Genomic DNA, 25,000 nt, shown 5'->3' with positions numbered 1-25,000 from the left:
GCAGGCGCTGCGCGTCAGCCGACGGACCCACACATCGGGGTCTAGGGCAGAGCCCCTACCCCACCACCGGCCGCGCCGAAATCCGCCGCTGCGCGGCAACCACCGCCGCCCCGAACCGCGCATCCGGCCGCAGCGCGTACTCCCTCGCGCACGCCTCCGTGAATTTGAGGACGTGTTCGTCGCCGTGGCTCACCGCACGGGCGATGAGTTCCTCGAAGGGCGGGACGTCCGCCTCCGCCGCGTCCCGGGCCACTGACGCCTCGCCGCCGCGGTCGCCGGTGAAGGCGAGCAGCAGGGCGGTGTGCACGTGCCAGAGCGCGGCGAGCGAGGGCTCGTGGAGCTCGTCGGGCAGGTGGGGCAGTACGAGGCGTACGGCGGCGGGCGCGGTGACGCCGTGCACGAGGGGGACCGCCGGGAGCTCCGGATGGGCGAGGTAGACCCCGGCGAACTCGGTGGTCATCTCGCTGAGCAGCCACTGCGTACGCGCGGGAGCGAGGGCGTCGAGGGCGTCGGCGTAGCCGGGGAGCGTGTCCACGACGGCCAGTCGCCGCGCGGCGACCCCGGGCACGAATTCGCCGGTGTGCGGGGTGCGGGGCAGGGCGGCGACGGCCCCCGCGAGGTCCTGCGTACCGCGCATCCGCACCTCGCCGGGCAGGTGGGCGAACCGGGCCGCCCAGTAGGCCAGGCCCCGGGCCAGCTCGGTGAGCTGGCCGGGAGTGGGCTGCGGCGCGGCGGCGAGGGAGCGTACGGCGTGGGCGGTGCGGATCACACCGTGGGTGAGGCCCGCGAGCAGTCCGGGCAGCAGCCGGGGCCACCAGCGGGCGAGCACCTCGCGCCAGGGGGCGTCGGCGAGTTCGCGGGCGAAGAGGACCTCCCAGTCGCCCGCGCGGGAGAAGTCCCCGAGGGCCGGGCGCCAGGAGGTGGCCTCGGCCGGGTCGAGCGCGAAGCGCGGCGCGGGCACCTCGTGGTGGGGCATGACGGTGCGGTAGCCCTCGACCCACGCGGCGACCTCGTCGCCGTGGCCGAGCACGGCGAGTGCCTCGGCGCCCATGGGGCCGTGGTTGGCGAGGTCGCCCTGGGCCCCGCGTTCGTAACCGAGGTCGTGCATGCGCTCCAGCGCGTCGTTGACCGCGTCCTGGTAACCGATGGACGGCATGGTGGAGCCCCCTGTCCAGAAGTTCGGATTTCCGAATGGTTTGGATTTACGAAGCATCTACAATCGCAGTATGCCGCACGCCGCCGAATCCGGGAAACACCGGCTCCCCACACCCGAGGAGACCGAGGCCATCGGCCTGGTCCCCCTGCTGGCGCCCTACATCCGCCAGGCGACCGCCGAGATGCCCGACGAGCTGCGCACGGTCTTCGAGACCCACAACCTCACCGCGCGGCACGGCGCCGTGCTGCCGCAGCTGATCGCCGAACAGCCGCTGGCCGTGAGCGAGCTGGCCCAGCGGCTGAGGCTGTCGCTGTCGACCACGAGCGAGCTGGTCGGCGCGCTCGACCGGGCCGGGCTGGTCGAGCGCCGCGAGGACCCCGCGAACCGGCGCCGCACGCTGGTCGCCGTCGCGGAGCACCGGCTGCCGGTGGTCGAGGCGTTCATCGCCACGCGCTCCCGGCCGCTGCTGCGCGCGCTCGACAGCCTGTCGCCGCGCGACCGCGCGGGCTTCATCGCAGGACTGACCGCATGGGCGCGAGAGGTGCGGGACCGGCCGGCCGGGCGCGAGGGAAAGGCTCCCGCACCGAAGTGAGGTGCGCGTAGACGACGACGTTGCCCAGATACGCGTGCGCGTCCGTGTCGAAGCCGCCACCACAGGTGATCAGCCTCAACTCGGCCCGGGCGGAGGGTCCGTAGACCTTCTCGGACGGGAAGTCGTCGTTGCTGTACACCTCGATCGCGTCGATCGTGAAGACCGCCGTCCGGCCGTCGGCGCGGGCGACCTCCACGGCCTGCCCCTTCTTCAGGGCGCCCAGGCTGTAGAAGACGGCGGGGCCGGCGGCCGTGTCGACATGCCCGGCGACGATCGCGGTCCCGGGCGCTCCGGGCGTGGTGCCGCCCGCGTACCAGCCGGCGAGGTCGCGGTCGTCGTCCGGCGGACTGGCGAGGCCGCCGTCCGGCAGCAGCGAAAGGGGCCACGTCGGGGCGTCGACCTGGATATCCGGGATGCGGATCCGCGTCGGCGGCGAGGGCGGCAGCGGCGGCACGCTGGGGCCCATGCGGGGTACGGGGGCGCCGGGGCGGTACGGGGCGAACGCCTGGGCGGCGGACGGCTGCGGGGGCGGGCCCTGGGTTCCCGCGCCGTGCCGGATCAGCCAGCTGCCGATGCACAGGGCGATGGCGAGTGCGGTGGCGACGATCGCCTTGCGGCGGGCTTCCGCGGCGGGTGTACGGGGCGGGGGTGCGGTCGCTGCGCGGGCTTGCCGGGATCGTTCGGCGCGGGCGGTGCGGGCTCGGGCGTGGCGGGTCTTCCGCGTCTCGCCCATCGTGGCCTCCGCGTCGCTTTTCCGGGTGCGGGTTGCTTGCGCCTGCGGCGGGCTTTGTTCCCCTACCCCGCCCCTTCCCGAAACTGGGGCTCGTGCCCCAGACCCCCGACTGCGGGTCCGTTGCCGCCTGCGGCGTGAGCGCCCTTCGGGCGCGTCCTCAAACGCCGGACGGGCTGATTGGTGCGGACCGTAGCCAACACATCCAGCCCGTTGGGGGCACCTCTGGGGGCACCCCCGGACGGAGTCTGGGGGAGGTAGCTGGGGGAGTTTGAGGACACCGCGCGAAGTGCGGTCAGGGGGGGCCGGGGTCTCCCCGGTTTCGGGAAGGGGCGGGGTGGGGAACAAAGCCCCGCCGCAGGCGCGAACCTCAGATCCGCCCACCCCCACGCCGCCGCAAGAACAACGTTCCCCCCACCGTCGCCGTCGCCAGAAGAGCCGCTCCGGCCATGATCTCCGTCAGGCCCGAGTTCTCGCTCGTGGAGCCGACGCCCGTCTTCACGCCGCCCTTCGGCGGCTTCGTGGTCATCGTGCCCGCGCTCGCGCCCATGCTGGGGCTGCTGCTCATGGCATTGCCACTGCCGCTGCCACTGCCGTTGCCGCTGCCGCCTCCGCCCACCATCAAGTCCCCCGTCGCCTCCTTGCCGTTGCGGCACTTGACGCCGATGCCGTACGTGCCGGACTTCGCCTTGGCCGGGACGTTGAACTGGCCGATGACGGACTCCTTGCGGTTGTCCGGCTTCAGGGCGAAGGAGGCCGGGCCGCCGACCGCGCTGGCGTCGCCCGTGCCCGAGCCGTCGGGGCCGCAGGCGGTGGTGTTCACCGTGACCATGCTGCCGGGCTGGGCGGGGCTGGGGCTGACCTCGAGTTTCCCGAAGTCCCCGGCGAGCGCGGGGCCGCCCGCCAGCCCGAGGGCCGTCATGGTCAGAGCGGCCCCGGTGAGCACTCGTGCAGTACGCATGCTTGTCCTCCGAGAACGCGGACGCGGCACACCGATGTGCCACCGAAGGCGTGAGGAATTCCGCGCTCCTATGAAGCCGAGAAAAACCGCGTTCCGGCCCCGCCGCACCTTGACGTCACATCAGATCCGCCGCCCCCGGCGAGCCGCCCGGAAGGCGTAACGGCAGGTCACCGGGGGTGACCGTACGACGACCGGAGCAACCTCCGGCGGGCGTGGCGAACGGGTGAATCCCGCGGCGCCCGCCCGCCGCGCACGCTGCCGGTCACGCCCCGGGGCACGCGGACGCAGGTCCGGACCGCGACCACACAGAACGGTGACCCCTGGGTCACAAGGGGTCACTTCGCGCCGGGTCGCGCGTATGCTCTGCGCCCATGGGGGAGGAGACCGAGGTCCCCGTCAACGGCCATACGTTCGAGGAGACTTGGCGGGTTCGTATTTCCACGCCCGGCGGCGAGATGCTGGGCGCGGGCATCCTGGTCAGCGCGGACACCGTCCTGACCTGTGCCCATGTCATTCCCTGGGACGGCGGCCCCGAGCCCACCGCCGAGGTGGTCGCGGAGCTCGTCGGCGTGGCCGGGGCGCCGGCCGTGCGGGCGCGGGTCGCCGAGCGGTGCTGGGTGCCGGAGCTGGCGGACTCGCGGGGCGACGTGGCGCTGCTCAGGCTCGCCGAGCCGCAGGACGCCCGGCACGCGGCGCCGCTGCACCGCGTGGCGCCGTCGCCCGGCCGGGCCGTGCGGATGTGCGGCTTCCCGCGGACGAAGGGGCTGGCGGACGGGGTGTGGTTCCGGGCCACGATCGCGGGCCCGAGCGGGCCGCGCGGCGAGTGGGTGCAGCTCTTCCCGGCCACGCCGGAGGAGACGGTGCGGCCCGGTTTCAGCGGGGCGGCCGTCACCGACGCGGAGACGCACCGGGTGCTGGGCATGGTCGTCAGCCGCTACGACGACCGGAGCTCCGCGGCGCCGGACGGCAAGCTGCACCTGTCGTACATGATCCCCATCGAGACCGTCGTGCGGTACCTCCCGCTCATCGGCGACCACGTGACCGGACGGCCCGGCAACTCGCTGCCGCCGGTGCCCTCCGGGGCGCCCCGCGACCGGGAGTTCGGGCGCTGGCTGGCCCGCTGGTTCCGCGCCGCGGAGGGCATGCGCGACGTCGAGGCGATCGTCATCAAGAAGGGCGAGGCGGCCCGCGCCGCGACGCTGAGCCGGGCGGTCGCGCTGGCCGACCGCGAGGTGGTGGCCGACCCGCCCCCGCCGCTTCCCGCGCGCGCCGGAAGGGATCCGCGCGTCCCCGCGCCCCGCTCCCCCGCCCGGCCGGGCGGGGGCACCAACGGGCACGTCGTCACCCGGGCGCTGGACGACACCGTGCCGCCCGTCGGCAGCGTCGACCTCGCGCTCGAGGTGTCCGGGGAGACGGTCGCGCAGTTCGCCGAGCGGGTCGCCGACCGGCTCGGACTGCGGACCGGGAACGGCGACTCCGTGGTGGGCCGGTTCGGTGACATCCGTGCCGTGCCGCTGACGATCGTCGCGGAAGGGGTGGACTACGCGGCCGACCCCGTCGCGCTCGTCGAGTTCACCGACCTGCTCGCCGCCCGGGGCGCCCGCCTGTTGCTCGTCTTCCGCAACCCCGACTCGCAGAGCCTGGAGCTGGCGCTGAGGATGGCCGACCCGAGCAAGGACGAGATCGCCGCACGGCTCGACCGGGTGCGCGAACGGATCGAGCACATCGCCCGCCGCGAACGCACCGCGTACGACAGGGCCTCCCTGATCGCGCCCGTGCGCCCGGCGCCGCGGGAGGCGGCCGGGCTGCGCCTGGATCTGACGGGGCTGCGGCACGACCCGGAGCTGGGCAGCAGACGGTTCCTGCCGAAGCTCGCGGCGTTCGAGAGCGCGGTGGAGTCGGGGCTGCTGCGGGTCGAGGAGGCGATCGGCCGGGCGGAGGCGGCGATCGCGCGCCGCGACGAACTGCGCGGCCGGCTGGAGGCGTTCTTCGCACTGCTCGCCGCCCGCAGCCTGGAGGAGGAGCAGGCGGCGGCCCCGCTCTACCGCACGGCCCACAACCTCCTCTACCAGGCGCCCTGCGAGCTCACCGAGGCCGAGGAGGCGGTGGAGGGCTTCGCGGAGGCCGTACGGCGGCACACCCACCGCCCGCGAGGAGGCGACCGGCCATGACCGTGCCAGGAGGAGCCCGGCCACCCGACTGCGACCGCCCCGGCTGCGAGGGCTGCTCCGCCGACGGCACGGGCTTCTGCCGGGTCACCGGGCGGCGGATAGGGCCTCCGGCGCAGCGCTCCCCCGTGGAGAGCCCGCCCACCGCGGGCACCCGGCGGCGGATCGCCGCCGACCGGCTCTTCAGCGTGGAGCCCGCGGGCGACGGCCTGCTCGACCTGCCCTTCGTGCGCACCCCCTCCCCCGAGGCGCTCGTCGTGCCCGACCCCCAGGTGCCGCTCGGCGGCAAGACGTGCGGCTACGAAGGCTGCACCGCGGTCGTCGGCCGCCCGCACGCCGGCCAGCCCGCCCTCGCCACCGGCTACTGCTCCCACTGCGGGCACCCCTTCGACTTCACCCCGCGCCTCGCCGCGGGCGACCTGGTGGGCGAGCAGTACCGCGTCGTCGGCTGCCTCGCCAACGGCGGCCTGGGCTGGGTCTATCTCGCCCACGACACCCGGCTGGAGAACCACCCCGTCGCCCTCAAGGGCCTCATCCACACCGGGGATCCCGTCGCCCTCCACCTAGCCGGCGAGGAACGGCGCTCGCTCACCCGCCTCGACCACCCCGGCATCGTCCGCATCATCAACTACGTGACGCACCCGGCCCGGGGCACCGCCGAGGACGACGGGCGCACCGGCTACATCGTCATGGAGTTCGTCGGCGGCATGCAGCTGTCCCAGGTCAAGGACCGGATCGGGCGCGGGGACGGCCCGTTCGGCGGGCCGCGCGTCTTCGAGTACGTCCTCGCGTACGGCTGCCGCGTCCTCGACGCGCTCGGCCACCTGCACCGCGAGGGCCTGCTCTACTGCGACCTCAAACCCAACAACGTCATGCACCACGAGGACCGGGTCAAGCTCATCGACCTGGGCGCGGTCCGCCGGATCGGGGACCGGGACGGCACGATCCTGGGCGCCCGCGGCTTCGTCGCGCCCGAGGTCGCGCACCACCGGGCCGCCGGGCTGTCGCCGCGCTCGGACCTCTTCAGCGTGGGGATGACGCTGCGGGCGCTGTCCGACGAGGCGTCCCCCGCCGACCGCCCGCCGGGCCTGGGCGGCGAGTCCTACGAACGCGCCATCGCCCGCGCCACCGCCGAGGACCCGCGCGGCCGCTACGCCTCCGCCCGCGACATGGCCGAGCAACTGCGCGGCGTGCTGCGGGAGATCCGCGCGCTGCGCACCGGGCGCGAACACCCCGAGCCGTCCACGCTGTTCGCGCCGACGGCCGCCCTGATGGACGCCTCGCTCGGGCGCGTGCCGCCGCTGGAGCGCTGGCTGAGCGGGCCGCGACGGCCGGTACTCGACCACGGGCTGCCCGAGCCCGACCGGGTGCCGCTGGTCCTGCCGGTGCCCTATCCGGACCCGGCGGACCCGGGCGCGGCGCTGCTCGGCCAGCCGACGGCCAGCGGGCCGCGCCGGCTGATCCAGCAGCTGTACGCGTCGGACCGCAGCTCGGTGGAGATCCCGCTGCGGCAGTGCCGGGCCCATCTGGAGCTCGGCGAGCTGGAGGAGGCGGCGGAGCGGCTGGCGGCGGCCCGCTCGGTGGTCGGCGCCCCGGCCCCGTACGACTGGCGACTGAGCTGGCACCGGGGCCTGTTGCACCTGGCCCGGCGCGAACCGGCCGAGGCGGAGGCCGAGTTCGACCGGGTCTACGCCGACCTGCCGGGTGAGTACGCGCCGAAGCTGGCGCTGGGCTACTGCGCGGAGCACCGCGGGGACGCGCCCGCCGCCGAGCGCTACTACCAGGCCGTGTGGCAGCGGAACCGGTCGCAGGGCAGCGCCGCCTTCGGCCTCGCGCGGCTGCGGCTCGCCACCGGGGACCGCGGGGCCGCCGTCGAGGTGCTGGGCGGCGTGCCGGCGGTCTCCCGGCACCACGACGCCGCCCGTACGGCGTGCGTGCGGATCCTCGCCGGGCGGCTGCGCTCGGAGGGCGGGCCGCGCCTGCCGGAGGCGGCCGACCTCACGGAGGCGCTGGCGCGGCTGCCGGAGCTCTATCTCGACGAGGGCCATGCCGCGGGCCCGGCCCGCGACCGGCTGGAGGCCGAGCTGCTCGACGTGGCCCTGGACCGGGTCCGGGCGGACTCCAGGGCCGATGCCGAGCGGCGCGGCGGCACGCTCTTCGGCACGGACGACGAGGAGTTCACCATCCGCACCCGGCTCGAACAGCGGCTGCGCGGCCTCGCCCAGCAGGCCCGCACCCCGGACGGCCTCGGCGCCCTGGTCGACCTGGCCAACCGCGTCCGCCCGACGACCCGCGTCTGACCAGGGGGAGAGCGATGAACCGAGCGAACGGCGCCGCCGGTGCGGGCAGGCCCGCGCTGAGCGCGCTGATGGGCCAGAACTGGTATCTGCCGGCCGGCTCCGGCACCGTGCCGGCGCACGCGATCCTCACCGTCGAGGCCGGGGGCATGCGTCCGCTGGCCCGGCGGGCCGAGTCCGCCGAGGTCATCGTCATCGACTGCTCGGGGTCGATGAACTCGCCGAGCACGAAGATCGCGGCGGCCCGGCGGGCGGCGGCCGCGGCGGTCGACGTGCTGCGCGACGGCACCCGGTTCGCGCTCGTCGAGGGCACCGCGCAGGCCCGCGTCGTCTATCCGGGGCCCGGGCGGATGGCGGTCGCCGGACCCGACTCGCGGGCCGACGCCGCGCATGTGGCGGCCGGTCTGGTGGCTGCGGGCGGCACCGCGATCGCCAGCTGGCTGGACTGCGCGCACGGCCTGCTCGCCGCCGAGGACGCCCCGATCCGGCACGCCCTGCTGCTGACCGACGGCCGCAACGAACACGACCGGCCGGGCGAGCTGGAGCGCGTCCTGTCCGCGTGCGCGGGCCGGTTCCGGTGCGACGCGCGGGGCATCGGCGAGGCGTGGGCGGCCACGGAGCTCCGCGAGATCGCCGCCCGGCTGCACGGGGTGGCCGACGCGGTCGAGCACGACTCCGACCTGGAGGCGGAGTTCCGCACGATGATGACCAGCGCCATGGCCAAGGCCCTGCCGGACGTACGGATCCGGGTCAGCCTTCGCGACGGCAGCGAACTCCGCTTCGTCAAGCAGGTCTTCCCCACCGAGCTCGACCTGACGGCCGAGGGCGTGCGCACGGACAGCCGCACGTGGGAGTTCCCGACCGGGGCGTGGGGCGACGAGTCCCGCGACTTCCACCTGTGCGTCACGGCCGACCCGGACGGGGACCCGCCGGGCGAGGAACTCCAGCTCGCCCTGGTCACGTTGGTGGCGGCCGGCACCGACGCGGCACAGGCGCCCGTCGCCCTGCCGGACCCCTGTCAGCTGAAGGTCGTGTGGACCGACGACCGCGCCCTGTCGACCCGTATCCACCCGCGCGTCGCCCACTACGACGGGCACGCGGAGCTGGGCCGGTCCGTGGTCGCCGGGTGCGAGGCGTACGAACGCGGCGAGCCGGACGCGGCGGAGGCCGCGTGGGGGCGGGCGGTGCGCCTGGCGCACGAGCTGCGCGACGAGAAGACGCTGCGCAGACTGCAACGCCTGGTGACGGTCACCGACGCGGCCCGCGGGGAGGTCCGGGTGCGGCCCGGCCTGTCGACCGGTGACCTCAACGCGGCCTGGGTGACGGCCGATCACAGCACCCTGTGGACCGAGGAGGCCCAGCCGGCGCCGCCACCGCGGGAGGCCCCGGACCTGGTGTGCCCGCGCTGTTCCCGCCGTTCGGCGGCCGGGGCCAACGTCTGCACCGAGTGCGGGCACCGCTTCGCCCCACCGCCCGCCGGCCCGACGGCATGAGCGGCACCTCCGGCACCCGCCCGTACCTCATACGGCGCCTGGCCGCCCTTCTCGTCGGCACCCTCGTCACCTGCGCGGCCCTGCTCACCGCGTACTACGGCGTCAGCCGCAACTCCCCGGCGGTGAACGGCCGGACGACCCCGGCCGTCGTGGAGGTCGCGGCCGCCGAGACCTCGCTGAAGGCGTCGTTCGCCGCCGCGGAGGCCGCACTGACCGGGCCGACCGGGCCGGTCGAAGGGGCCGGCGAGGAGTACCGGGCCCAGCTCGACGCCGCCAGCCAGGCGCTGGAGAAGGCCACCATCAACACCGTCGCGGGCGTCGACGGCCGGCAGACCCTGCGCACGGCCTCCGGCCTCGTCTCCTCCTACGGCTATCTCATCGAACAGGCCGTCCGCAGCGGCGGCGACCCCGTGCTGCGCGACGCGTACGTGGCCGCCGCCCACTCCACGCTGACGCGCCCCCGCAGCGGCATCATCGACCGCCTCGAAGAGGTCCAGCTCGACCAGCGCGGGACGCTGGACCAACAGGTCTCGTTCGGCTGGCTGCTGACGCTCGCCTGGGCCGTGGCCCTCGTCCTGTGCGCGGGGCTTGTCTGGCTGCTGGCCGACACCCAGCGCACGCTGCGCCGCCGGTTCCGCCGCCGCGTGAACCCGGCCCTGGCGGCGGCCACGGCGCTGCTGGCCGCGCTCGCGCTGACGCTCGCCCTCTTCGCCGTCCAGATCCAGGGCAGGCTGCACGCGGCGGCCGCGCACATCGAGCACGACCGCACGCACGGCGGGATCCGCGCGGAGACCCTGCACTGGGTCAACGGCGCCTTGCGGAGCACGCAGTGGAGAGCGTCGTTCACAAGCTGCGTGGGGCTCGCGGCCGTGCTGATCGCCGCGCTGGTCATCGTCGGGCTCCAGCCGCGCATCGACGAATACCGCTTCCGGCACCCGGTCGGGGCCCGGCCCGCCGAGCACCCGATGAGCGTGGTGCTGGGCACGCGGGACCGCGGACAGCCGGTCACCGCGGCCCTGCTCGCCTTCTGGCTGGTGGCGATCGGCGCCATGGCTTACGGCGACCGGCAGGGCGAGCACCCGGGCCGGGTGACGGTGCTCGCCTCCTGGACCGGACTGGAGCAGCAGCGCTTCGAGAAGGTCCTGCGGGCCTTCGGGCGCACCCACCGCGGCATCAGCGTCAGCTATCAGGGCACCACCGCCCAGCGCGAGCTGCTGCTCTCCCGCGAGCGCACGGGCGACCCGCCCGACATCGCCATCCTGCCCAGCCGCGGCGAGGCCGCCGACTACGCCGCGCGGAACGCGCTCACGCCCCTCGACGGCGTCCTGCCGAAGAACACGCTGGACGCGTACGGCCCGCAGTGGACGTCCCGGGCGGGCGGCCGGGTCTACGCCGTACCGGTCAAGGCCGACCTGAAGAGCATCGCGTGGTACGACGCCGCCGCCCCGCCCCGGGACCTCACCGCCCTCGCCGCCGACGGCGCCCACTGGTGCGCGGGCATGGGCGGCGACGACACGTCCGGCTGGCCGGGCACCGACTGGATCGAGGACATCCTCCTCCAGCAGAGCGGCACGAAGGTCTACGAGCAGCTGGCGAACGGCGAGCTGAAGTGGGACGCCGACGTGATGGCCAGGGCCTGGCGGACCTTCGGATCCGTCTTCTCCACGGGCCCGGCGCGGACGGCGCTCGCCGGGGACTACACCCAGGGGCTCTTCCACTCCACCGGGCCCGGCGCGTGCGCGCTGGAGCACCAGGGCACCTTCATCCGCAGCGGCTACCCCAAGGACCGGCACCCCGACTTCGTCCCCAGTCCGCGGCTGCTGCCCGGCGCGGACCCGAACTCCACCGCACGCGAGGTCTCCGCGGACTACGCGGCGCTCTTCCACGACAGCCCCGCCGCGCGGGAGCTCCTGCGCTTCCTGACCACCGACGAGGCAGAGCGCGTCTGGTCCGAACCGGACAAGGACCGCCCCGGGAACCCCTTCCGGCCCTTCTTCCCCTTCACCAAGGGACGCCCCTCGGCACCCATCCCGCCCGACGAGCAACTGAACGCCCACATCGACCGGGAGCTGCGGGGGGCGGGCGCGCTGTGCCTGGACGCGTCCGACTCCATGCCGCCGCGGATGCGGTTCGCTTTCCAGCACGGCGTGCTCGACTATCTGAGCGCGCCGGGGGAGTCGAAGCTTTCGGCTGTGCTGCGGGACTTGGAGACGGTGCGCGGGGGGATCCCGCCGCGTGGGGGGCATGTCTGCGGGGGTACGTAGGGGGCCCTGCGGGCGGCTTTTTCCCCAGCCCCGCCCCTTCCCGAAACCGGGGAGACCCCGGACCCCCACCCGGCTTCGCCGGGTGTCCTCAAACGCCGGACGGGCTGAAAACCAGCCCGTTGGGGGCACCTCTGGGGGCACCCCCGGACGGAGTCTGGGGGAGGTAGCTGGGGGAGTTTGAGGACAGCGCGCGAAGCGTGCTTCGGGGGTCTGGGGGCGCAGCCCCCAGTTTCGGGAAGGGGCGGGGTGGGGAAAAAAGCAGCCCGCCGCAGGCGGTCAACGTGCCAGATTCTCCGGGCAGCCCGTCCCCCGCGGCAGCTTGTAAGGCGAGGCGATCCGATACGTGCCGGCCCGCGGAGCGTAAAGCATCGTCCAGTCGTCCTCAGGCTCCCCCGCCCGCGGCTCCTGCACCTGCTTCATCAGGCACCCGTTCACATTGACCGCCGGCTCCCCGTGCGGGCCCGGCCTGGGCGGCTGGACGGCCTTGCCGTCCTTGTCGACGACGCTCAGCCACGGGGAGTAGGGGATCCGGATGAGCACCTGGCCCGCGGACTTCACGGTGATCGTGACCTCGTTGGCCTCGACGCGGTCCACGACGGCCGGCGGGTCGGCGAGCGGGGTCGGCGCGTCGACCTCGTAGACCCGCCAGTTGTCGTCGGACCACACCTGCCGCAGATACGGCTGGCCCTTGACGACGAGCTTGGCCTCCGCCTTGGCCGCGTCGTCCGGCTCGTCGGTGGGCAGCACGACGTAGTGCACGGCCCAGCGGTCGAGCCAGGCGCGGTAGCTGGAGGGGTTGAGCAGGTCGGGCTCGTAGAAGAGCGGGTTGCGCTCGCGGTCCGCCTGCCGGTTCCAGCCGCGGGCCAGGTTGACGTACGGCGCGAGGGCCGACGCCTCGCGGTGGCTGCGGGCGGGGACGACCTCGACGCGCCCGCGGTCGGCGTCCAGCTTGTGCAGCCGGTCGACCAGCGGCGCGAGTTCCCGCGCCCAGGAGGCGGCGGGCGTGGTGTGCATGATGTCGCCGATCGCGCTGGTGGCCTGCCAGATCGTGCAGGTGAGCAGGGCGAGGACGAGCGCGGTCCAGTTCCGGGCCGAGCGCAGCAGCTCCGCGCGCGGCGGAATCTTGCGCTCCGTGAGGACGGCGACGAGCACGATCCCCCCGAAGACCATGCCGAGCCGGGAGATGTTCGTGCCGATCTGCGACGGGATCAGCCAGACCAGCAGCACGCCGAGGACGTAGAGCGCGGAGACGGTCCGCACCGTGCGCCACTGCTTGGGGACGAAGACCACCCCGAAGATCCCGCTGAGCAGCGGCAGGATCGCCGAGGGGAAGAACATCGGCTGCTGGCCGGAGAAGGGGAACAGCCAGGCGGACAGGGCGACCACCGCGACCGGCGGCAGCCCCAGCGCGTACGCGGCCGGACGGCGCTTGCCGAGCCACAGCGCGGCCGCCACTATGCCCACGAAGAGACCGGCGACCGGGCTGCCCGCGGTGGCCAGCGCGGCGGCCGCCCCGGCGAGCGCGGCCCGCCCCCACTTGTACCTGCCCTCGGTGCGCCAGCGCACGGGCCACGCGAAGATGGCGGCCACGGCCGCCAGCCCGAACATCGTGCCGAGCCCGAACGTCACCCGCCCGGAGATCGCGTTGCAGGTCAGCGCGAGCGCGCCGTAGAGCGCGGGCCACAGGGGGCGCCGCACGGCGCGGCTGCGCACCAGCAGGAGGGCGATCAGCCCGGCGGACACCGTGCCCGCGATCATCATGGTCGGCCGGACGCCGAGCTGGGCCATCAGATACGGCGAGATCGCGCTGTACGAGACGGGGTGCATCCCGCCGTACCAGGAGAGGTTGTACGCCGAGGACGGGTGCTGGAGCGCGAACTCCGCCCAGGCGTCCTGGGCGGCCAGGTCCCCGCCGCTGTTGGCGAAGACCAGGATCCACAGGATGTGCAGCAGCGCGGCCACGAGGAGCGTGGCGAGCACCGGACGCCCGGCGAGGGTGCGGGCGGCGTGCAGCAGGCGCTCCCGCACGCTCCCGCCGCCCTGCGGCGGGTGGTCGGGTACCCGTATCCGGGAGGGGGTGTCCTTCTTGCCGGACGGCTCCTCCGGTTTCCCGGCGCGCGTCGGCCCCACGGTGGTCACTGCTGCTCTCCCCGTCTCCCCCGAGGTCTGTCCCCCATCTTCACGCTGTCCCGGTTGCCACGGGTAGCGGCACGGCCTTCCGGCCGTACTCAAACCCTCGCGACGCTAGCACGCCGGGCAGATCCGCCCTTCACCGAGAAACGGCTCCTGGTCCGTACGCACTCGTACGGACCAGGAGCCTTGTGTCCGGTCTGCCGGGCGGCTCAGCCCAGGCGGGTCAGCTTCGCCCCGAAGCCGGGCTCCGCCAGGTCCTTCTGGAGGGCCACCGGCACCTTCATCGCGCCCGGGCCGCTGCCCACGGTCAGCTCGCCGACCTCGGTGCCCGCCTTCGCGCTGTGCGGCACGGGCTTGCCGCCCTTGCCGACGACGAGCTTCGCGGTCATGCCGGGCCAGCCGACACCGGTGAGGTCCCGGGTGGCGACGACCGGCGTCTTCCCGCCCAGACCGTCGTCGACGTAGCCGACGACGTCGCCCTTGCTGACGAGCTTCGCCGAGGTCAGCGCGTTCTGCACGTCCTCGATCATCTTGTAGCTGACCCTCTTGACCAGCTTCAGGCTCATCTCGGCGTTGACGTCGGGACCGCCCTTGAAGTGCTGGGCCATCGTGACGCCGAGGATCAGGTTCTCCTTGCCGTTGATGGTCCGCTTGGCGGCCCACATCAGCGTGCCGCCCGCCGGGGTGGAGGAGCCCGTCTTGATGCCGAGGCCGCCCGGCTTGATCAGCAGCTCGTCGTTGTTGTTGTTCAGGTGCTGACCACCGGCGACGTTGGTGTTGGGCTTGCCCACGATCTCCCGGAAGACGTCGTCCTTCATGACCTCCTCGGCCAGCTTCAGCTGGTCGACGGCCGTGCTCTTGGTCGTCTCGTCCAGGCCGCTGGGGTCGGTGTAGGTCGTGTGGGTCATGCCCAGCGACTTCGCGGCGTCGTTCATCTTCGCGACGAACGCCTCCTTGGACTGGGCGTCCCAGCGGGCCAGCAGACGGGCCGCGTTGTTGCCGGAGGGGATGAGCAGCATCTGGAGCAGGTCGTACTCCGAGACCTTCTCGCCCTGCTTCAGGGTCACCAGCGACTCGTCCTTGGCGTGCGAGTCCTGCTCCGCCTGCGCGTCGACCGTGATGTCGGGACCCTTGTCGCCCTTCTTGAGCGGGTGGCCCTTGAGGATCACGTACGCGGTCATCACCTTGGCGACGCTCGCGGTCGGCGTGGGCGTCTCGTCGCCGTACGTGCCCAGGCTGCCGACGCCCGCGACCTTGGCCGCGGCCTGGCCCTGGTCGGGCCACGGCATGGCGAACTTCGGGCCCTGGAAGGTGTACGTGGCCTTCGCGGAGGCCGTCGTCAGCGTCGGGTCCGGCAGCGGGCGGAACGCCTGCACCACGCAGAAGATGATCGCCAGCAGCGCCACGATCGGCGTGTAGATCTTCACCCGGCGCAGCGTGCTGCGGACCGGGGTCGGCGGGGGCGGCGGCGTGTTGGTCAGCTGCGCGAGGAGGTCCAGCGGCGCGGCGGGCTGTGCGGGCGCCTCGTCCGCCGCGGGCTTCGGCGGCACCGGCTCCTGGGGCTTCGCCGCCGCCTTCGGCCTGTCCTTCGGCGGGGCGGCGGGCGGTGTGACCGTGACGGGTATGGCCGGCTTCTCGCCGGACTTCGCGGGCGCGCCGTCGAGGGACTTCAGCGGCACGAACTGGCTGGTGCGCTCGGAGTCCGACTCGGCCTCGCGCCTGGCGGGCGCGTCAGGTGCCTTGGGCGCCTTCGGCGCCTTGATCAGCGCGGTGGGCTGGTCGTCGGAGCCGGCCTTGGCGGGGGTCTTCGCGGGGGCAGCCTTCGCGGGCGCTTCGGGAGCCTTGATGAGCGCGGTCGGCTGATCGTCGGAGGCGGGCTCGGCGGGGGCCTTGACCGCGCCGAAGACGGCGGTGGGCTGGTCGGCGGCGGGCTTCTCCGCACCGTCCTCGGACTTCTTCGCCGCGCCGTCGGTCACCCGGACCCAGGAGGGCTTCTGGGCGCCGTCGCCGGAGCCCTTGCCGGAAGCTTCGGCGGACTTGCCGGTGCCGGCCTTGTCTGCGCTCGGCTTGTCGCCGTTGGGCTTGTCCGTGTCGGCCTTGGGGCGCAGGGTGCCGAAGACGGCGGTGGCGCGGTCGGCGGCGGGCTTGCCGTCGTCGGACTTCGCCTTGCCGGACTTTTCGGCGTCGGACTTTTCTGCGTCGGACTTCTCGGCGTCGGGCTTCGGGCGCACGGCGCCGAACACGGCCGTGGCGCGGTCGGCGGCAGGCTTGCCGGAACCATTCGCCGGCTTGTCGCCGCCGGACTTCTCGGCGCCTTCAGCCTTCTCGGCGCCGTCCTTCGCCTCGTCGCCCTTCGCCTTCGGGCGCAGCGTGCCGAAGACGGCGGTGGCGCGGTCCGCGGCGGGCTCGGGCTTCTTGTCGCCGTCCGCGGCGTCGGCCGCACCGGCGGCGCCGTCCGCCTCGTCCGCGCCGTCGGCGGCCGCGTCGGCCACCCATGCCGCGACGGCGGCCTTCAGGCGCGCGTCGCCGCCGCGCACGGCCGCCTTGCCCGCGTCCTCACCCGGCGAAACGGGCGGCTTTTCGTCGGAATCCGCGCGCTCGGGGGTTTCCGCGGACTTCGAAGGCCGCGCCTCGGACGCGGCGGGGGTTTCCGATTCCCGGAAAACCCCCAGCCGCGGGTCGCGCTCGCCGCCAGTCGTCTCCCCCGACGACTTCCGCTGCTCCGACTTGTCGGGGGACTCGCCCGCCACCGATGCCTCCTCGAATTCCCACGCCATAACACGCCATACACGCCATACACGGCCGTCACGGGGCGCAACTGCCCCGCCCCGGACGTTCACAACGCTTACCAGTGTCCTTCGTCGCCACCTCGCCACCGCGCAACCGCACCGTCAAAGGGCTTCGACTGGCCTCACCGACGTGCTAGACGAGACGACATACCTACCGGTTCCCACCCGAAGCCACCACGCACTCTCGACAGACCAATGTGAGAGGGGTCACCCTGTCACTCATCCACGCGGGGAGGCATGGATGGGCAGGAGCCGCAGAACAATTCCGGAGGAGCTTCTGCTGCTCGCCTTGGACCCGGCCACGGGTACCACGGCGCAGCCGCAGTCGCTCGACCTCGGTCTCGCCGGGGCGCAGCTCGTCGAGCTGGCTCTGGCCGGACGGATAGCCCCAGACGGGGATCGTATCGCCGTGGTGATGCCACGGCCGACAGGAGATCCGACCCTGGACTCCGCACTGGAGCTGCTGCGCCGTCGCGGCAGCCCGGTCCGCGCCGTCCACTGGATCGGCGGGCCCCGGCTGGGGCTGCGTCAGACGTATCTCACGCACCTGGAGCGGTGCGGCATGGTGCATGCCGTGGCGGGCCAGATGTGCGGGGTACTGCCGACGACCCGCTATCAGGCCACGGACACGGCCATCAGCCGGGAGATCAGGGCCCGGCTGGACAGCGCGATCCGCACCGGCGTCCCGCCGGACCCGCGGACCGCGGCGCTGGCCGCGCTGGCCCACGCGGTGGGTCTGGGCAAGCACCTCTATCCCGGAAACGAAGGGCGGTCGTCCCGCTCCCGGCTCCGGGATCTGATCAGGCACGACCCGATGGGCGGGCTCGTGGCCCACGCCGTCATGGACGTGCAGAACGGCGTCGCGGCCCAGCCGCGGCGACAGCCGGCCGCGGCCGGCGGCAGCAATGGCTCCGGGCGCCGCACGACGTCCGTCCGGGCCGCGGTGGAGCCCTCCGGGGCCTCCGCTCAGCAGGTGGCGCACGGGGCGGGCGTGATGGCCCGCGCGGGTGCTTCCTGATCCGGTCCCCCAGCCGGTGAACCGACAAGCCGCCAGGCAGTCCGGCATCGCGGCGATGCCGCGGCCGGCACCGCCGGCGGCCCCGGCAACACCCTCGGCACGACCCGCAGTACGAGCTTCGGCACATTTCTGACACACCCTCAGCTCCACCGACCGCACCGCAGTCCTCCGGCCCGGTTCGGGAGCCGCGGAACCGCGCGGGGTGGTGGGCCTGTCGCCCGGGACGGCGGCACGGTCCGCCGCCCCGCGCGCGCATCTGCCGTCTCACCGCGCCGCCGCACGTCACGGCCCTTGCCGCGGGTCACCGCCGGTGGACCCTGTGTAGGCCATTTTCCAGCGCCGCCCCGGCCAGTGGTGGCAGGCTGCGAGGTCAGGAGACAGAGCATGACGGAGCCGGAGGTGCGTCCCGTGGCGTCCAGTGTCAATCCCACCGTTAGGCGACGCCGCTTGGGGCAGGAGCTGCGCAAGCTCCGCGAACTCAAGGGCATGACAGCCGAGGAAGTGGCCGAGCGGCTACTTGTCTCGCAGTCGAAGATCAGCAGGCTGGAGAACGGCCGACGGAGCATCAGCCAGCGTGACGTCCGCGACCTGTGCGGGGTGTACGGGGTCGAGGACCACCGCATCGTCGATTCGCTGATGCAGATGGCGAAGGAGTCGCGCCAGCAAGGCTGGTGGCACGCCTTCGGCGACATCCCCTACAGCGTCTACATCGGCCTGGAGACCGACGCCGCCTCGCTGCGGGTGTACGAGGCTTCGCTGGTCCCGGGCCTGTTGCAGACCCCCAACTACGCGAGCGCGGTGACGGAAGGCTCCTGGCCGGAGGCCACGGCGGCCGACATCGAGCGCCGCGTGCAGGTCCGCATGCGACGGCAGGAGCGCATCACCGACCCCGACAACCCGCTGCGCCTGTGGGCCGTCATCGACGAGTCCGCGCTGCGCCGGATCGTGGGCAGCCGCGCCATCATGCAGGAACAGATGCGCAAACTGGTCGAGTTCAGCATGGAGCCGCACATCACCGTGCAGGTGCTGCCGTACGACGTGGGCGCGCACCCGGGGATGTACGGCAAGTTCTGCATCCTCGAATTCAATGACCCGCAGGACGCCAGCACCGTCTATCTGGAGGGCATCACCAGCGACCTGTATCTGGAGAAGCCGAATGATGTCCAGACCTACAGCGTGATGTATGAGCATTTGCGTATGCAGGCACTCAATGCCGAACACTCACGGCAGTTCATCGACCGGGTCGGCGAGGAGTGGGCGGCCGGCTGAGACGCGAAAGGGCCGCACGGTACACCGCACATCCTGTTTCAGGGAAGAGGCTTCCGGGATATGCCATCCGGTCGAGTGAATGGGCCATTCGTCAGCTGATGTTGGCGCGTACCGTCGGTGGCGTCGGGGAAATCCGGCTCGGCAACGGGCCTGCCACCCAGGCGATATCGACAGCGACTCACCCAAGGCATGGGAGCAATCATGGCGATCCAGCAGGGAAACACCACGTGGCGTAAGTCTTCGTACTCGCTGGCCAACGGCGACTGCGTGGAGGTCGCCTCCCCCCTCCCCCGGACCATCGCGGTTCGCGACTCCAAGGAGCCGGAGCGCGCGGCGCTGAGCTTCAGCCCGGACGCGTGGTCCGCGTTCGTGGCGACCGTCACCGACGCGGTCTGATCCATCGGCCGATCCTTCTTTTGGCAGTCCCGTGCGGAGCCCTCTCATCCTGGCGGCTGAGAGGGCTCGGCCGTTTCCGGGCTCCTGTTGGTGGCGCCTGCGGCGGGCTTGTTCCCCAGCCCCGCCCCTTCCCGAACTGGGGCGCTGCCCCAGACCCCGATGTGCGGGTCCGTCGGCTGACGCGCAGCGCCTGCGGCGCTAGTCCTCAAACTCCCCCAGCTACCGCTGGGAGGTGCCCCCACGGGCTGGATTGCAGGGACCGTAGTCCGCACCATCCAGCCCGTTGGGGGCACCTCTGGGGGCACCCCCGGACGGAGTCTGGGGGAGGTAGCTGGGGGAGTTTGAGGACACCGCGCGGAGCGCGGTTGGGGGTCTGGGGCGAAGCCCCAGTTTCGGGAAGGGGCGGGGTAGGGGAAGAAAGCGCCGCAGGCGCCCACCCACCCGCAGCCGGGGGCCTGGGGCACTCGCCCCAGTGCGGGAAGGGGCGGGGCTGGGGAACAAGCCCGCCGAAGGCGCCCACCGGCCCGCAGGCCAACCCCCTACCTCGGATACCGCGTCAGCCAAGCCGACTTCGACACCGCAGGACCGTGCAAGCTCGCCCCCTGCGTCAACTCCATCGCAAAATCATCCGCCAGCTCAAGGATCGTCGCCCGCCCCTCAAGCTCCGCCACCCACCCCGCAGGCAACGCCGTCTCCCCATGCAACGCACCGAGCAGATTGCCGCACAGAGAGCCCGTCGAGTCCGAATCCCCGCCGTGGTTGACCGCGAGCAGCAGGCCGTGGCGGACGTCTTCCGCCACCAGCGCGCAGTAGACGCCCATGGCCAGCGCCTCCTCCGCCACCCAGCCCTCGCCCAGGGAGGCGACCCGTTCCGGTGACGGCATGCCCTGGCGTACCGCGCCGAGTGCCTGCTGGAGGGCGCCGCTGGTCTCCTCGTGGCCGGGGTGGGTCGCCAGGATGGCCAGTGCCCGCTGGACCGCGCCGTCCAGGCCGTCGCCGCGCGCCGCGCCGTGCACGATGACGGCGAAGGCGCCAGAGGCCAGATATCCCGACGGGTGGCCGTGCGTCTGCACGGCGCACTCGGCGGCGAGCTGGAAGACGAGTTCCGGCTCCCAGCCCACCAGCAGCCCGAAGGGTGCGGAGCGCATCACCGCCCCGCACCCCTTGGAGCCGGGGTTCTTCGGCGCCGCCAAGGTGCCCATCGTGGTGTCGGCGAGGCCGGACAGACAGGCGTTGCCGGGTGCCCGCCGCGCGTACAGCCACTCCTCGCGCGCCAGCCAGCCGGCGTCCGGCTCGCGCTCGTCGGGACCCCAGGCACGCTGGGTGGCGGCCCAGCGGAGGTGGGCGCGGTGCACGTCGGTGGGCGGGTGCCAGGCACCCGTGTCCCGCCGCACGTGGGCCCGTATCAGCCCGTCCACGGTGAAGAGCGTCATCTGGGTGTCGTCGGTGACGGCGCCACGCCGCCCGTACGCGGGCACGTAGTCGGTGACGCCCTCCGGTCCGTGGGCGGCGCGGATCGCGTCGAGGGAGTCGAACTCGATCCCCGCGCCGAGCGCGTCACCGATCGCCCCGCCGAGCAGGCAGCCGCGCACCCGGGCGCGGAAGTCCTGCTGTTCTGCCCGGCTCCACAGCGCGGGGGTCGCGCCGGCGGTCGTGGTCACGTCCTGGCCTCCTGGCGTCGCTCGGTCGCGTCGTCATCTCTGTCGCCGTCCGACACGGCTACAGCACTGTAATCGAGCCCCTCAAGGGGGCCTTCAGCCCTTGACCGGCCGGACCGTGGCCATGATCTTGTCGATCTCGGCCTCCGGCAGCGCGTCGGGCACGCCCTGGTCTGCGTAGATGACCCAGCTGTGGAACTTCCCGTCCGGCAGCTTCTCCACGATGCTCTTGGAGATCGCGGTGGCCGGAACGCACGTGCTCGGGCGGTTGGTCACGGTCACCTTGGCGGTCGCCGTCCAGCCGTCGATGCCGTTGTGCTTCCAGGGCTTGGCCTCGGACACCTCGATCTTCGGCTTGTTCGTCTTGCCGCCGTAGGCGAAGAAGCCCCAGTTGCCCGCCCAGTTCCGGGCGTTCTCCTGGATGCTCAGCGAGGGGTCGCCTCCCATGGTGCCGACCGTGGCGAGCTGGCCCTTGCCCGCCTCGCCGAGCGCCTTGGGGTTGGCGCTGGAGGCGCAGCCGCCCTCACGGAAGTGGGCGACGTCGCGCATCGTGATCTCCGGCTTGCCGGACTCGTCGACGTACGAGTTCATCGTGTCCTGCGGCAGGAGGTTCCACTTGGCGTCCTTGCCCGGCACGTCGTAGCGGAAGCGGTACTCCCTGGCGGTCTGCGTCTGCCAGCCGGCGACCATCGGCTGCGCGCCGGTGGGCGCCGGGCTGTTGTCACCCGCGGGCTTGTCGCCCTTCTTGGCGCCCGGGTCCGGAGCGATGACGCTCTGGTCCTTGTCGTCCTTCTTGGCCTCGTCGCTCTTCTTGTCGTCCTTCAGCAGGAAGAACGCGCCACCGCCGATGACGGCCAGCGCCACGACGCCGCCGACGACGGCGAGCAGGGTCTTGTTGCCGTTGCGCTGCGGCGCGGGAGCGGGCGCCTGCGGGAGCGGCTGCATGCCGTACGGGGGCTGCTGCATGCCGGGCGGCGGAGGCGGCGGCTGCATGCCCGGCGGCGGGGGCGGCGGGGTCACGGCCGGCTGTGCGAAGACGGTCGGCTGGGCGTGCAACCCGCCGCCGGGCGGCGGCACGGCGGGCTGGTCGACGGCCGTGGCCTCCGGGTGCTGCTGAGGATTGTGAGGCTGCTGTGAATTCTGAGGCCAAGACATGCGCGCCACTCTATGCAGCGCACTGTTGCTGATCTGTCGAGGCAAATCAACAGATCAGCAACGTTCGCGGGGAACCGTGTCCCTAATCCTCCAGGACCGGCAGCAATTCCGGCAGATGTCCGTCCGACCTCTCCGCGGCCGCCAGCCTTTCCGGCGGCACCTCGCCGTAGAGCGTCGTACGCGCGCGTGCCGGGCGGCCCGCCGACTCCGCTATGGCGACGAGGTCCTGGACAGAGCGGTACGAACCGTAAGAAGAGCCCGCCATCCGGGAGATGGTCTCCTCCATCAGCGTGCCGCCCAGGTCGTTCGCCCCGGAGCGCAGCATCTCCGCCGCCCCGTCCGCGCCCAGTTTGACCCAGCTCGTCTGGATGTTGGTGATGTGCGGGTGCAGCAGCACCCGGGCCATCGCCGTGACCGCCCGGTTGTCCCGCATGGTCGGGCCGGGGCGGGCGATGCCCGCGAGGTAGACGGGGGCGTTGGTGTGGATGAAGGGCAGGGTCACGAACTCCGTGAAGCCGCCCGTCTCCTGCTGGATGCGCGCGAGCGTCCGGAAGTGGCCGAGCCAGTGGCGGGGCTGGTCCACGTGTCCGTACATCATCGTGGAGGACGACCGGATGCCCACCTCGTGCGCGGTCTTCACGACGTCGATCCACGTCGCGGTGGGCAGCTTGCCCTTGGTGAGGACCCAGCGGACCTCGTCGTCGAGGATCTCGGCGGCCGTGCCGGGGATGGTGTCGAGCCCGGCCTCCTTGGCGGCGGTCAGCCACTCGCGGACGGACATGCCGGTGCGTGTCGCGCCGTTGACGACCTCCATCGGCGAGAAGGCGTGCACGTGCATGCCGGGGACGCGCTCCTTCACCGCGCGCGCGATGTCGAAGTAGGCCGTGCCCGGCAGGTCCGGGTGGATGCCGCCCTGCATGCACACCTCGACCGCGCCCACGTCCCACGCCTGCTGGGCCCGGTCGGCGACCTGCGACAGGGACAGGGTGTAGGCGTCGGCGTCCGTACGGCGCTGGGCGAACGCGCAGAAACGGCAGCCGGTGTAGCAGACGTTGGTGAAGTTGATGTTGCGCGTGACGATGTACGTGACGTCGTCACCCACCGTCGCCCGGCGCAGGTCATCCGCGATGCGGCACAGCGCGTCGAGCGCGGGGCCGTCGGCGTGCAGCAGGGCGAGCGCCTCGGAGTCCGTGAGCTTCGTGGGGTCGTCGGCGGCCTGCGACAGGGCGGCACGCACGTCGCCGTCGATGCGGGACGGCACCATGCCGGGGGCGGCGGCCTCGCGCAGCGCCTCCCAGTCGCCGTACACCTCGTCGAAGTCCTCGCGCCGGTCGCCGGTGCGGCCCTCGGTGTCGACGGCGCGGTGCAGGTCCGTACGGCCCGCGGCGACGAAGACGTCCTCCGGCTCCTGCCAGGGGTGGCCCTCCACCACGGCGTCCTCGCGGGCCAGGCCCGTCGCCGGGTCGGCGAGGGCGCGGACGTGCGGCAGCAGCCGGGGGTCCAGCCAGGGCTCGCCGCGCTGGACGAACTCGGGGTAGACGGCGAGACGTTCCTTCAGCCGGAAGCCCGCGGCGGCCGAGCGCTCGGCCAGCTCCTCGATCTGCGGCCAGGGGCGCTCGGGGTTGACGTGGTCGGGGGTGATCGGCGAGACGCCGCCCCAGTCGTCGATGCCCGCGCCGATGAGCCGCGCGTACTCGTCGTCCACGAGGTTGGGCGGCGCCTGGAGGCAGGCGGACGGGCCCATGATGTGCCGGGCGACGGCGACGGTGGCCACCAGGTCGTCGAGCTCCGCGTCCGGCATGCCGCGCATCGCCGTGTCCGGCTTGGCGCGGAAGTTCTGCATGATGAGTTCCTGGATGCCGTGGTAGGCGCGGGAGACGCGGCGCAGCGCGAACAGCGACTCCGCACGCTCCTCGGGCGTCTCCCCGATCCCCAGCAGCAGCCCGCTGGTGAACGGCACGGAGCTGCGGCCCGCGTCCTCCAGGGCGCGCAGGCGCACGGCCGGCTCCTTGTCGGGCGAGCCGTAGTGCGGACCGCCGGGCTCGCTCCACAGCCGCTCGGCCGTGGTCTCCAGCATCATCCCCATCGAGGGGGACACCGGCTTGAGCCGCTGGAAGTCCGTCCAGGTCATGACGCCCGGGTTGAGGTGGGGCAGCAGCCCGGTCTCCTCCAGGATGCGGATCGCCATGGCGCGGACGTACGCGATGGTGTCGTCGTACCCCTCGGCCTCCAGCCACTCACGGGCTTCCGGCCAGCGGTCCTCGGGCTTGTCGCCCAGGGTGATCAGCGCTTCCTTGCAGCCGAGCTCGGCGCCCCGGCGGGCGATGGCCAGCACCTCGTCGGGCGACATGAACATCCCGTGCCCCGCGCGGCGCAGCTTGCCCGGCACGGTGGCGAAGGTGCAGTAGTGGCATTTGTCCCGACACAGGCGGGTGAGCGGGATGAACACGCTCTTGGAGTACGTGATGACGCCCGGGCGCCCGGCGGCTTCCAGCCCGGCGTCGCGCACCCTCGCCGCCGACGCGCACAGGTCGTCGAGGTCCGCGCCTCTCGCTTGCAGCAGCACGGCCGCCTCGCCGACGTCCAGCGCCACGCCGTCACGTGCGCGCCTGAGCGCGCGGCGCATCGCGTTCGCGGTCGGTCCTGCCTGCGAGTCTTCGTGCGCACGGGAAGTCATTGTCCGAGCCTATGCGACGGGGTCGCGGGCGGTTCTGGGGCACCGTCAGTAACCCACGCGGCGGCGCCTTTGCCTGCGGGTCGGTGGCCGCCTGCGGCGGGCTTGTTCCCCACCCCGCCCCTTCCCAGCTGCGTCTGATATGCGGCTCCGCCGCGTGGGGGCTACGCGCCCCGGAACCCCGCCTCCGGGTCGGTGGCCGCCTGCGGCGGGCTTGTTCCCCACCCCGCCCCTTCCCGAAACTGGG

General features: G+C 73.2%; 16 protein-coding genes. 8 read left to right on the top strand and 8 right to left on the bottom strand.

Annotated features, from left to right (window positions below; translation table 11 throughout):
• Window positions 1-55: 55 nt before the first annotated feature.
• Window positions 56-1,156, bottom strand: coding sequence for a hypothetical protein (locus tag ACFY1P_RS26730; protein ID WP_390752071.1), 1,101 nt, complete (start codon window positions 1,154-1,156; stop codon window positions 56-58).
• Between the two features lie 70 nt (window positions 1,157-1,226).
• Here ACFY1P_RS26730 and ACFY1P_RS26725 point away from each other — a divergent pair, with 70 nt between their 5' ends.
• Window positions 1,227-1,748 (top strand): MarR family winged helix-turn-helix transcriptional regulator, encoded by a 522-nt coding sequence (locus ACFY1P_RS26725; RefSeq protein WP_390752070.1) that lies wholly within the window; start codon window positions 1,227-1,229, stop codon window positions 1,746-1,748.
• Here the strand turns inward: ACFY1P_RS26725 and ACFY1P_RS26720 are convergent.
• On the bottom strand, window positions 1,666-2,481 hold the full coding sequence (locus ACFY1P_RS26720; RefSeq protein ID WP_361531630.1) for a class F sortase: 816 nt from the start codon (window positions 2,479-2,481) through the stop codon (window positions 1,666-1,668). The genes ACFY1P_RS26725 and ACFY1P_RS26720 overlap by 83 nt on opposite strands.
• A 367-nt stretch (window positions 2,482-2,848) precedes the next feature.
• A complete protein-coding gene (locus tag ACFY1P_RS26715) occupies window positions 2,849-3,439 on the bottom strand; it encodes a hypothetical protein (protein ID WP_390752069.1) in 591 nt (196 codons plus the stop codon).
• Window positions 3,440-3,810: 371 nt separating this feature from the next.
• On the opposite strand from ACFY1P_RS26715, the gene ACFY1P_RS26710 reads away from it, so the two are divergent.
• The 4 genes from ACFY1P_RS26710 to ACFY1P_RS26695 are packed head-to-tail and all read left to right on the top strand — an operon-like array spanning window position 3,811 to window position 11,661.
• The gene (locus ACFY1P_RS26710; RefSeq protein ID WP_361531636.1) at window positions 3,811-5,610 is read left to right on the top strand and encodes a serine protease; all 1,800 of its coding nucleotides are present in this window, start codon (window positions 3,811-3,813) and stop codon (window positions 5,608-5,610) included.
• A complete protein-coding gene (locus tag ACFY1P_RS26705; protein ID WP_361531639.1) occupies window positions 5,607-7,907 on the top strand; it encodes a tetratricopeptide repeat protein in 2,301 nt (766 codons plus the stop codon). The genes ACFY1P_RS26710 and ACFY1P_RS26705 overlap by 4 nt, the downstream gene beginning before the upstream one ends.
• Window positions 7,908-7,921: 14 nt before the next feature.
• Window positions 7,922-9,397: a VWA domain-containing protein gene (locus tag ACFY1P_RS26700; protein ID WP_390752068.1), complete on the top strand. Its 1,476-nt coding sequence runs from the start codon at window positions 7,922-7,924 to the stop codon at window positions 9,395-9,397.
• Window positions 9,394-11,661, top strand: coding sequence for an ABC transporter substrate-binding protein (locus ACFY1P_RS26695; RefSeq protein WP_390752067.1), 2,268 nt, complete (start codon window positions 9,394-9,396; stop codon window positions 11,659-11,661). Before ACFY1P_RS26700 ends, ACFY1P_RS26695 begins: the two co-directional genes overlap by 4 nt.
• Window positions 11,662-11,937: 276 nt before the next feature.
• On the opposite strand, the gene ACFY1P_RS26690 is transcribed toward ACFY1P_RS26695, so the two are convergent.
• Both ACFY1P_RS26690 and ACFY1P_RS26685 read right to left on the bottom strand, forming a co-directional pair.
• Window positions 11,938-13,800, bottom strand: coding sequence for an MFS transporter (locus tag ACFY1P_RS26690; protein WP_361531980.1), 1,863 nt, complete (start codon window positions 13,798-13,800; stop codon window positions 11,938-11,940).
• A 203-nt stretch (window positions 13,801-14,003) separates the two neighbouring features.
• Complete coding sequence (locus ACFY1P_RS26685; RefSeq protein ID WP_390752066.1) at window positions 14,004-16,544, bottom strand: serine hydrolase; 2,541 nt, start codon at window positions 16,542-16,544, stop codon at window positions 14,004-14,006.
• 280 nt (window positions 16,545-16,824) lie between these two features.
• Here ACFY1P_RS26685 and ACFY1P_RS26680 point away from each other — a divergent pair, with 280 nt between their 5' ends.
• From ACFY1P_RS26680 to ACFY1P_RS26670, 3 genes are all read left to right on the top strand, one after another.
• Window positions 16,825-17,601: a GPP34 family phosphoprotein gene (locus ACFY1P_RS26680; RefSeq protein ID WP_361531986.1), complete on the top strand. Its 777-nt coding sequence runs from the start codon at window positions 16,825-16,827 to the stop codon at window positions 17,599-17,601.
• A gap of 408 nt (window positions 17,602-18,009) precedes the next feature.
• Window positions 18,010-18,870: a helix-turn-helix transcriptional regulator gene (locus ACFY1P_RS26675; protein ID WP_361532001.1), complete on the top strand. Its 861-nt coding sequence runs from the start codon at window positions 18,010-18,012 to the stop codon at window positions 18,868-18,870.
• A gap of 201 nt (window positions 18,871-19,071) precedes the next feature.
• Window positions 19,072-19,266 (top strand): DUF397 domain-containing protein, encoded by a 195-nt coding sequence (locus ACFY1P_RS26670; RefSeq protein WP_361531989.1) that lies wholly within the window; start codon window positions 19,072-19,074, stop codon window positions 19,264-19,266.
• 539 nt (window positions 19,267-19,805) lie between these two features.
• On the opposite strand, the gene ACFY1P_RS26665 is transcribed toward ACFY1P_RS26670, so the two are convergent.
• The 3 genes from ACFY1P_RS26665 to ACFY1P_RS26655 all read right to left on the bottom strand — a co-directional run bounded on the left by ACFY1P_RS26665 (window position 19,806) and on the right by ACFY1P_RS26655 (window position 24,756).
• Window positions 19,806-20,927, bottom strand: coding sequence for an ADP-ribosylglycohydrolase family protein (locus ACFY1P_RS26665; protein WP_361531992.1), 1,122 nt, complete (start codon window positions 20,925-20,927; stop codon window positions 19,806-19,808).
• A 93-nt stretch (window positions 20,928-21,020) separates the two neighbouring features.
• Window positions 21,021-22,079, bottom strand: coding sequence for a hypothetical protein (locus ACFY1P_RS26660; RefSeq protein ID WP_390752065.1), 1,059 nt, complete (start codon window positions 22,077-22,079; stop codon window positions 21,021-21,023).
• A gap of 82 nt (window positions 22,080-22,161) precedes the next feature.
• Entirely contained in the window at window positions 22,162-24,756 is a 2,595-nt protein-coding gene (locus ACFY1P_RS26655) for a bifunctional FO biosynthesis protein CofGH (RefSeq protein ID WP_390752064.1), read from the bottom strand.
• Between the last annotated feature and the right edge of the window lie 244 nt (window positions 24,757-25,000).

This window comes from Streptomyces sp. NPDC001407 (assembly GCF_042895325.1).
Taxonomy (GTDB): Bacteria; Actinomycetota; Actinomycetes; order Streptomycetales; family Streptomycetaceae; genus Streptomyces.
Note: the sequence above shows the minus strand (reverse complement) of the source record. Positions and strands in the feature narration are given on the sequence as shown.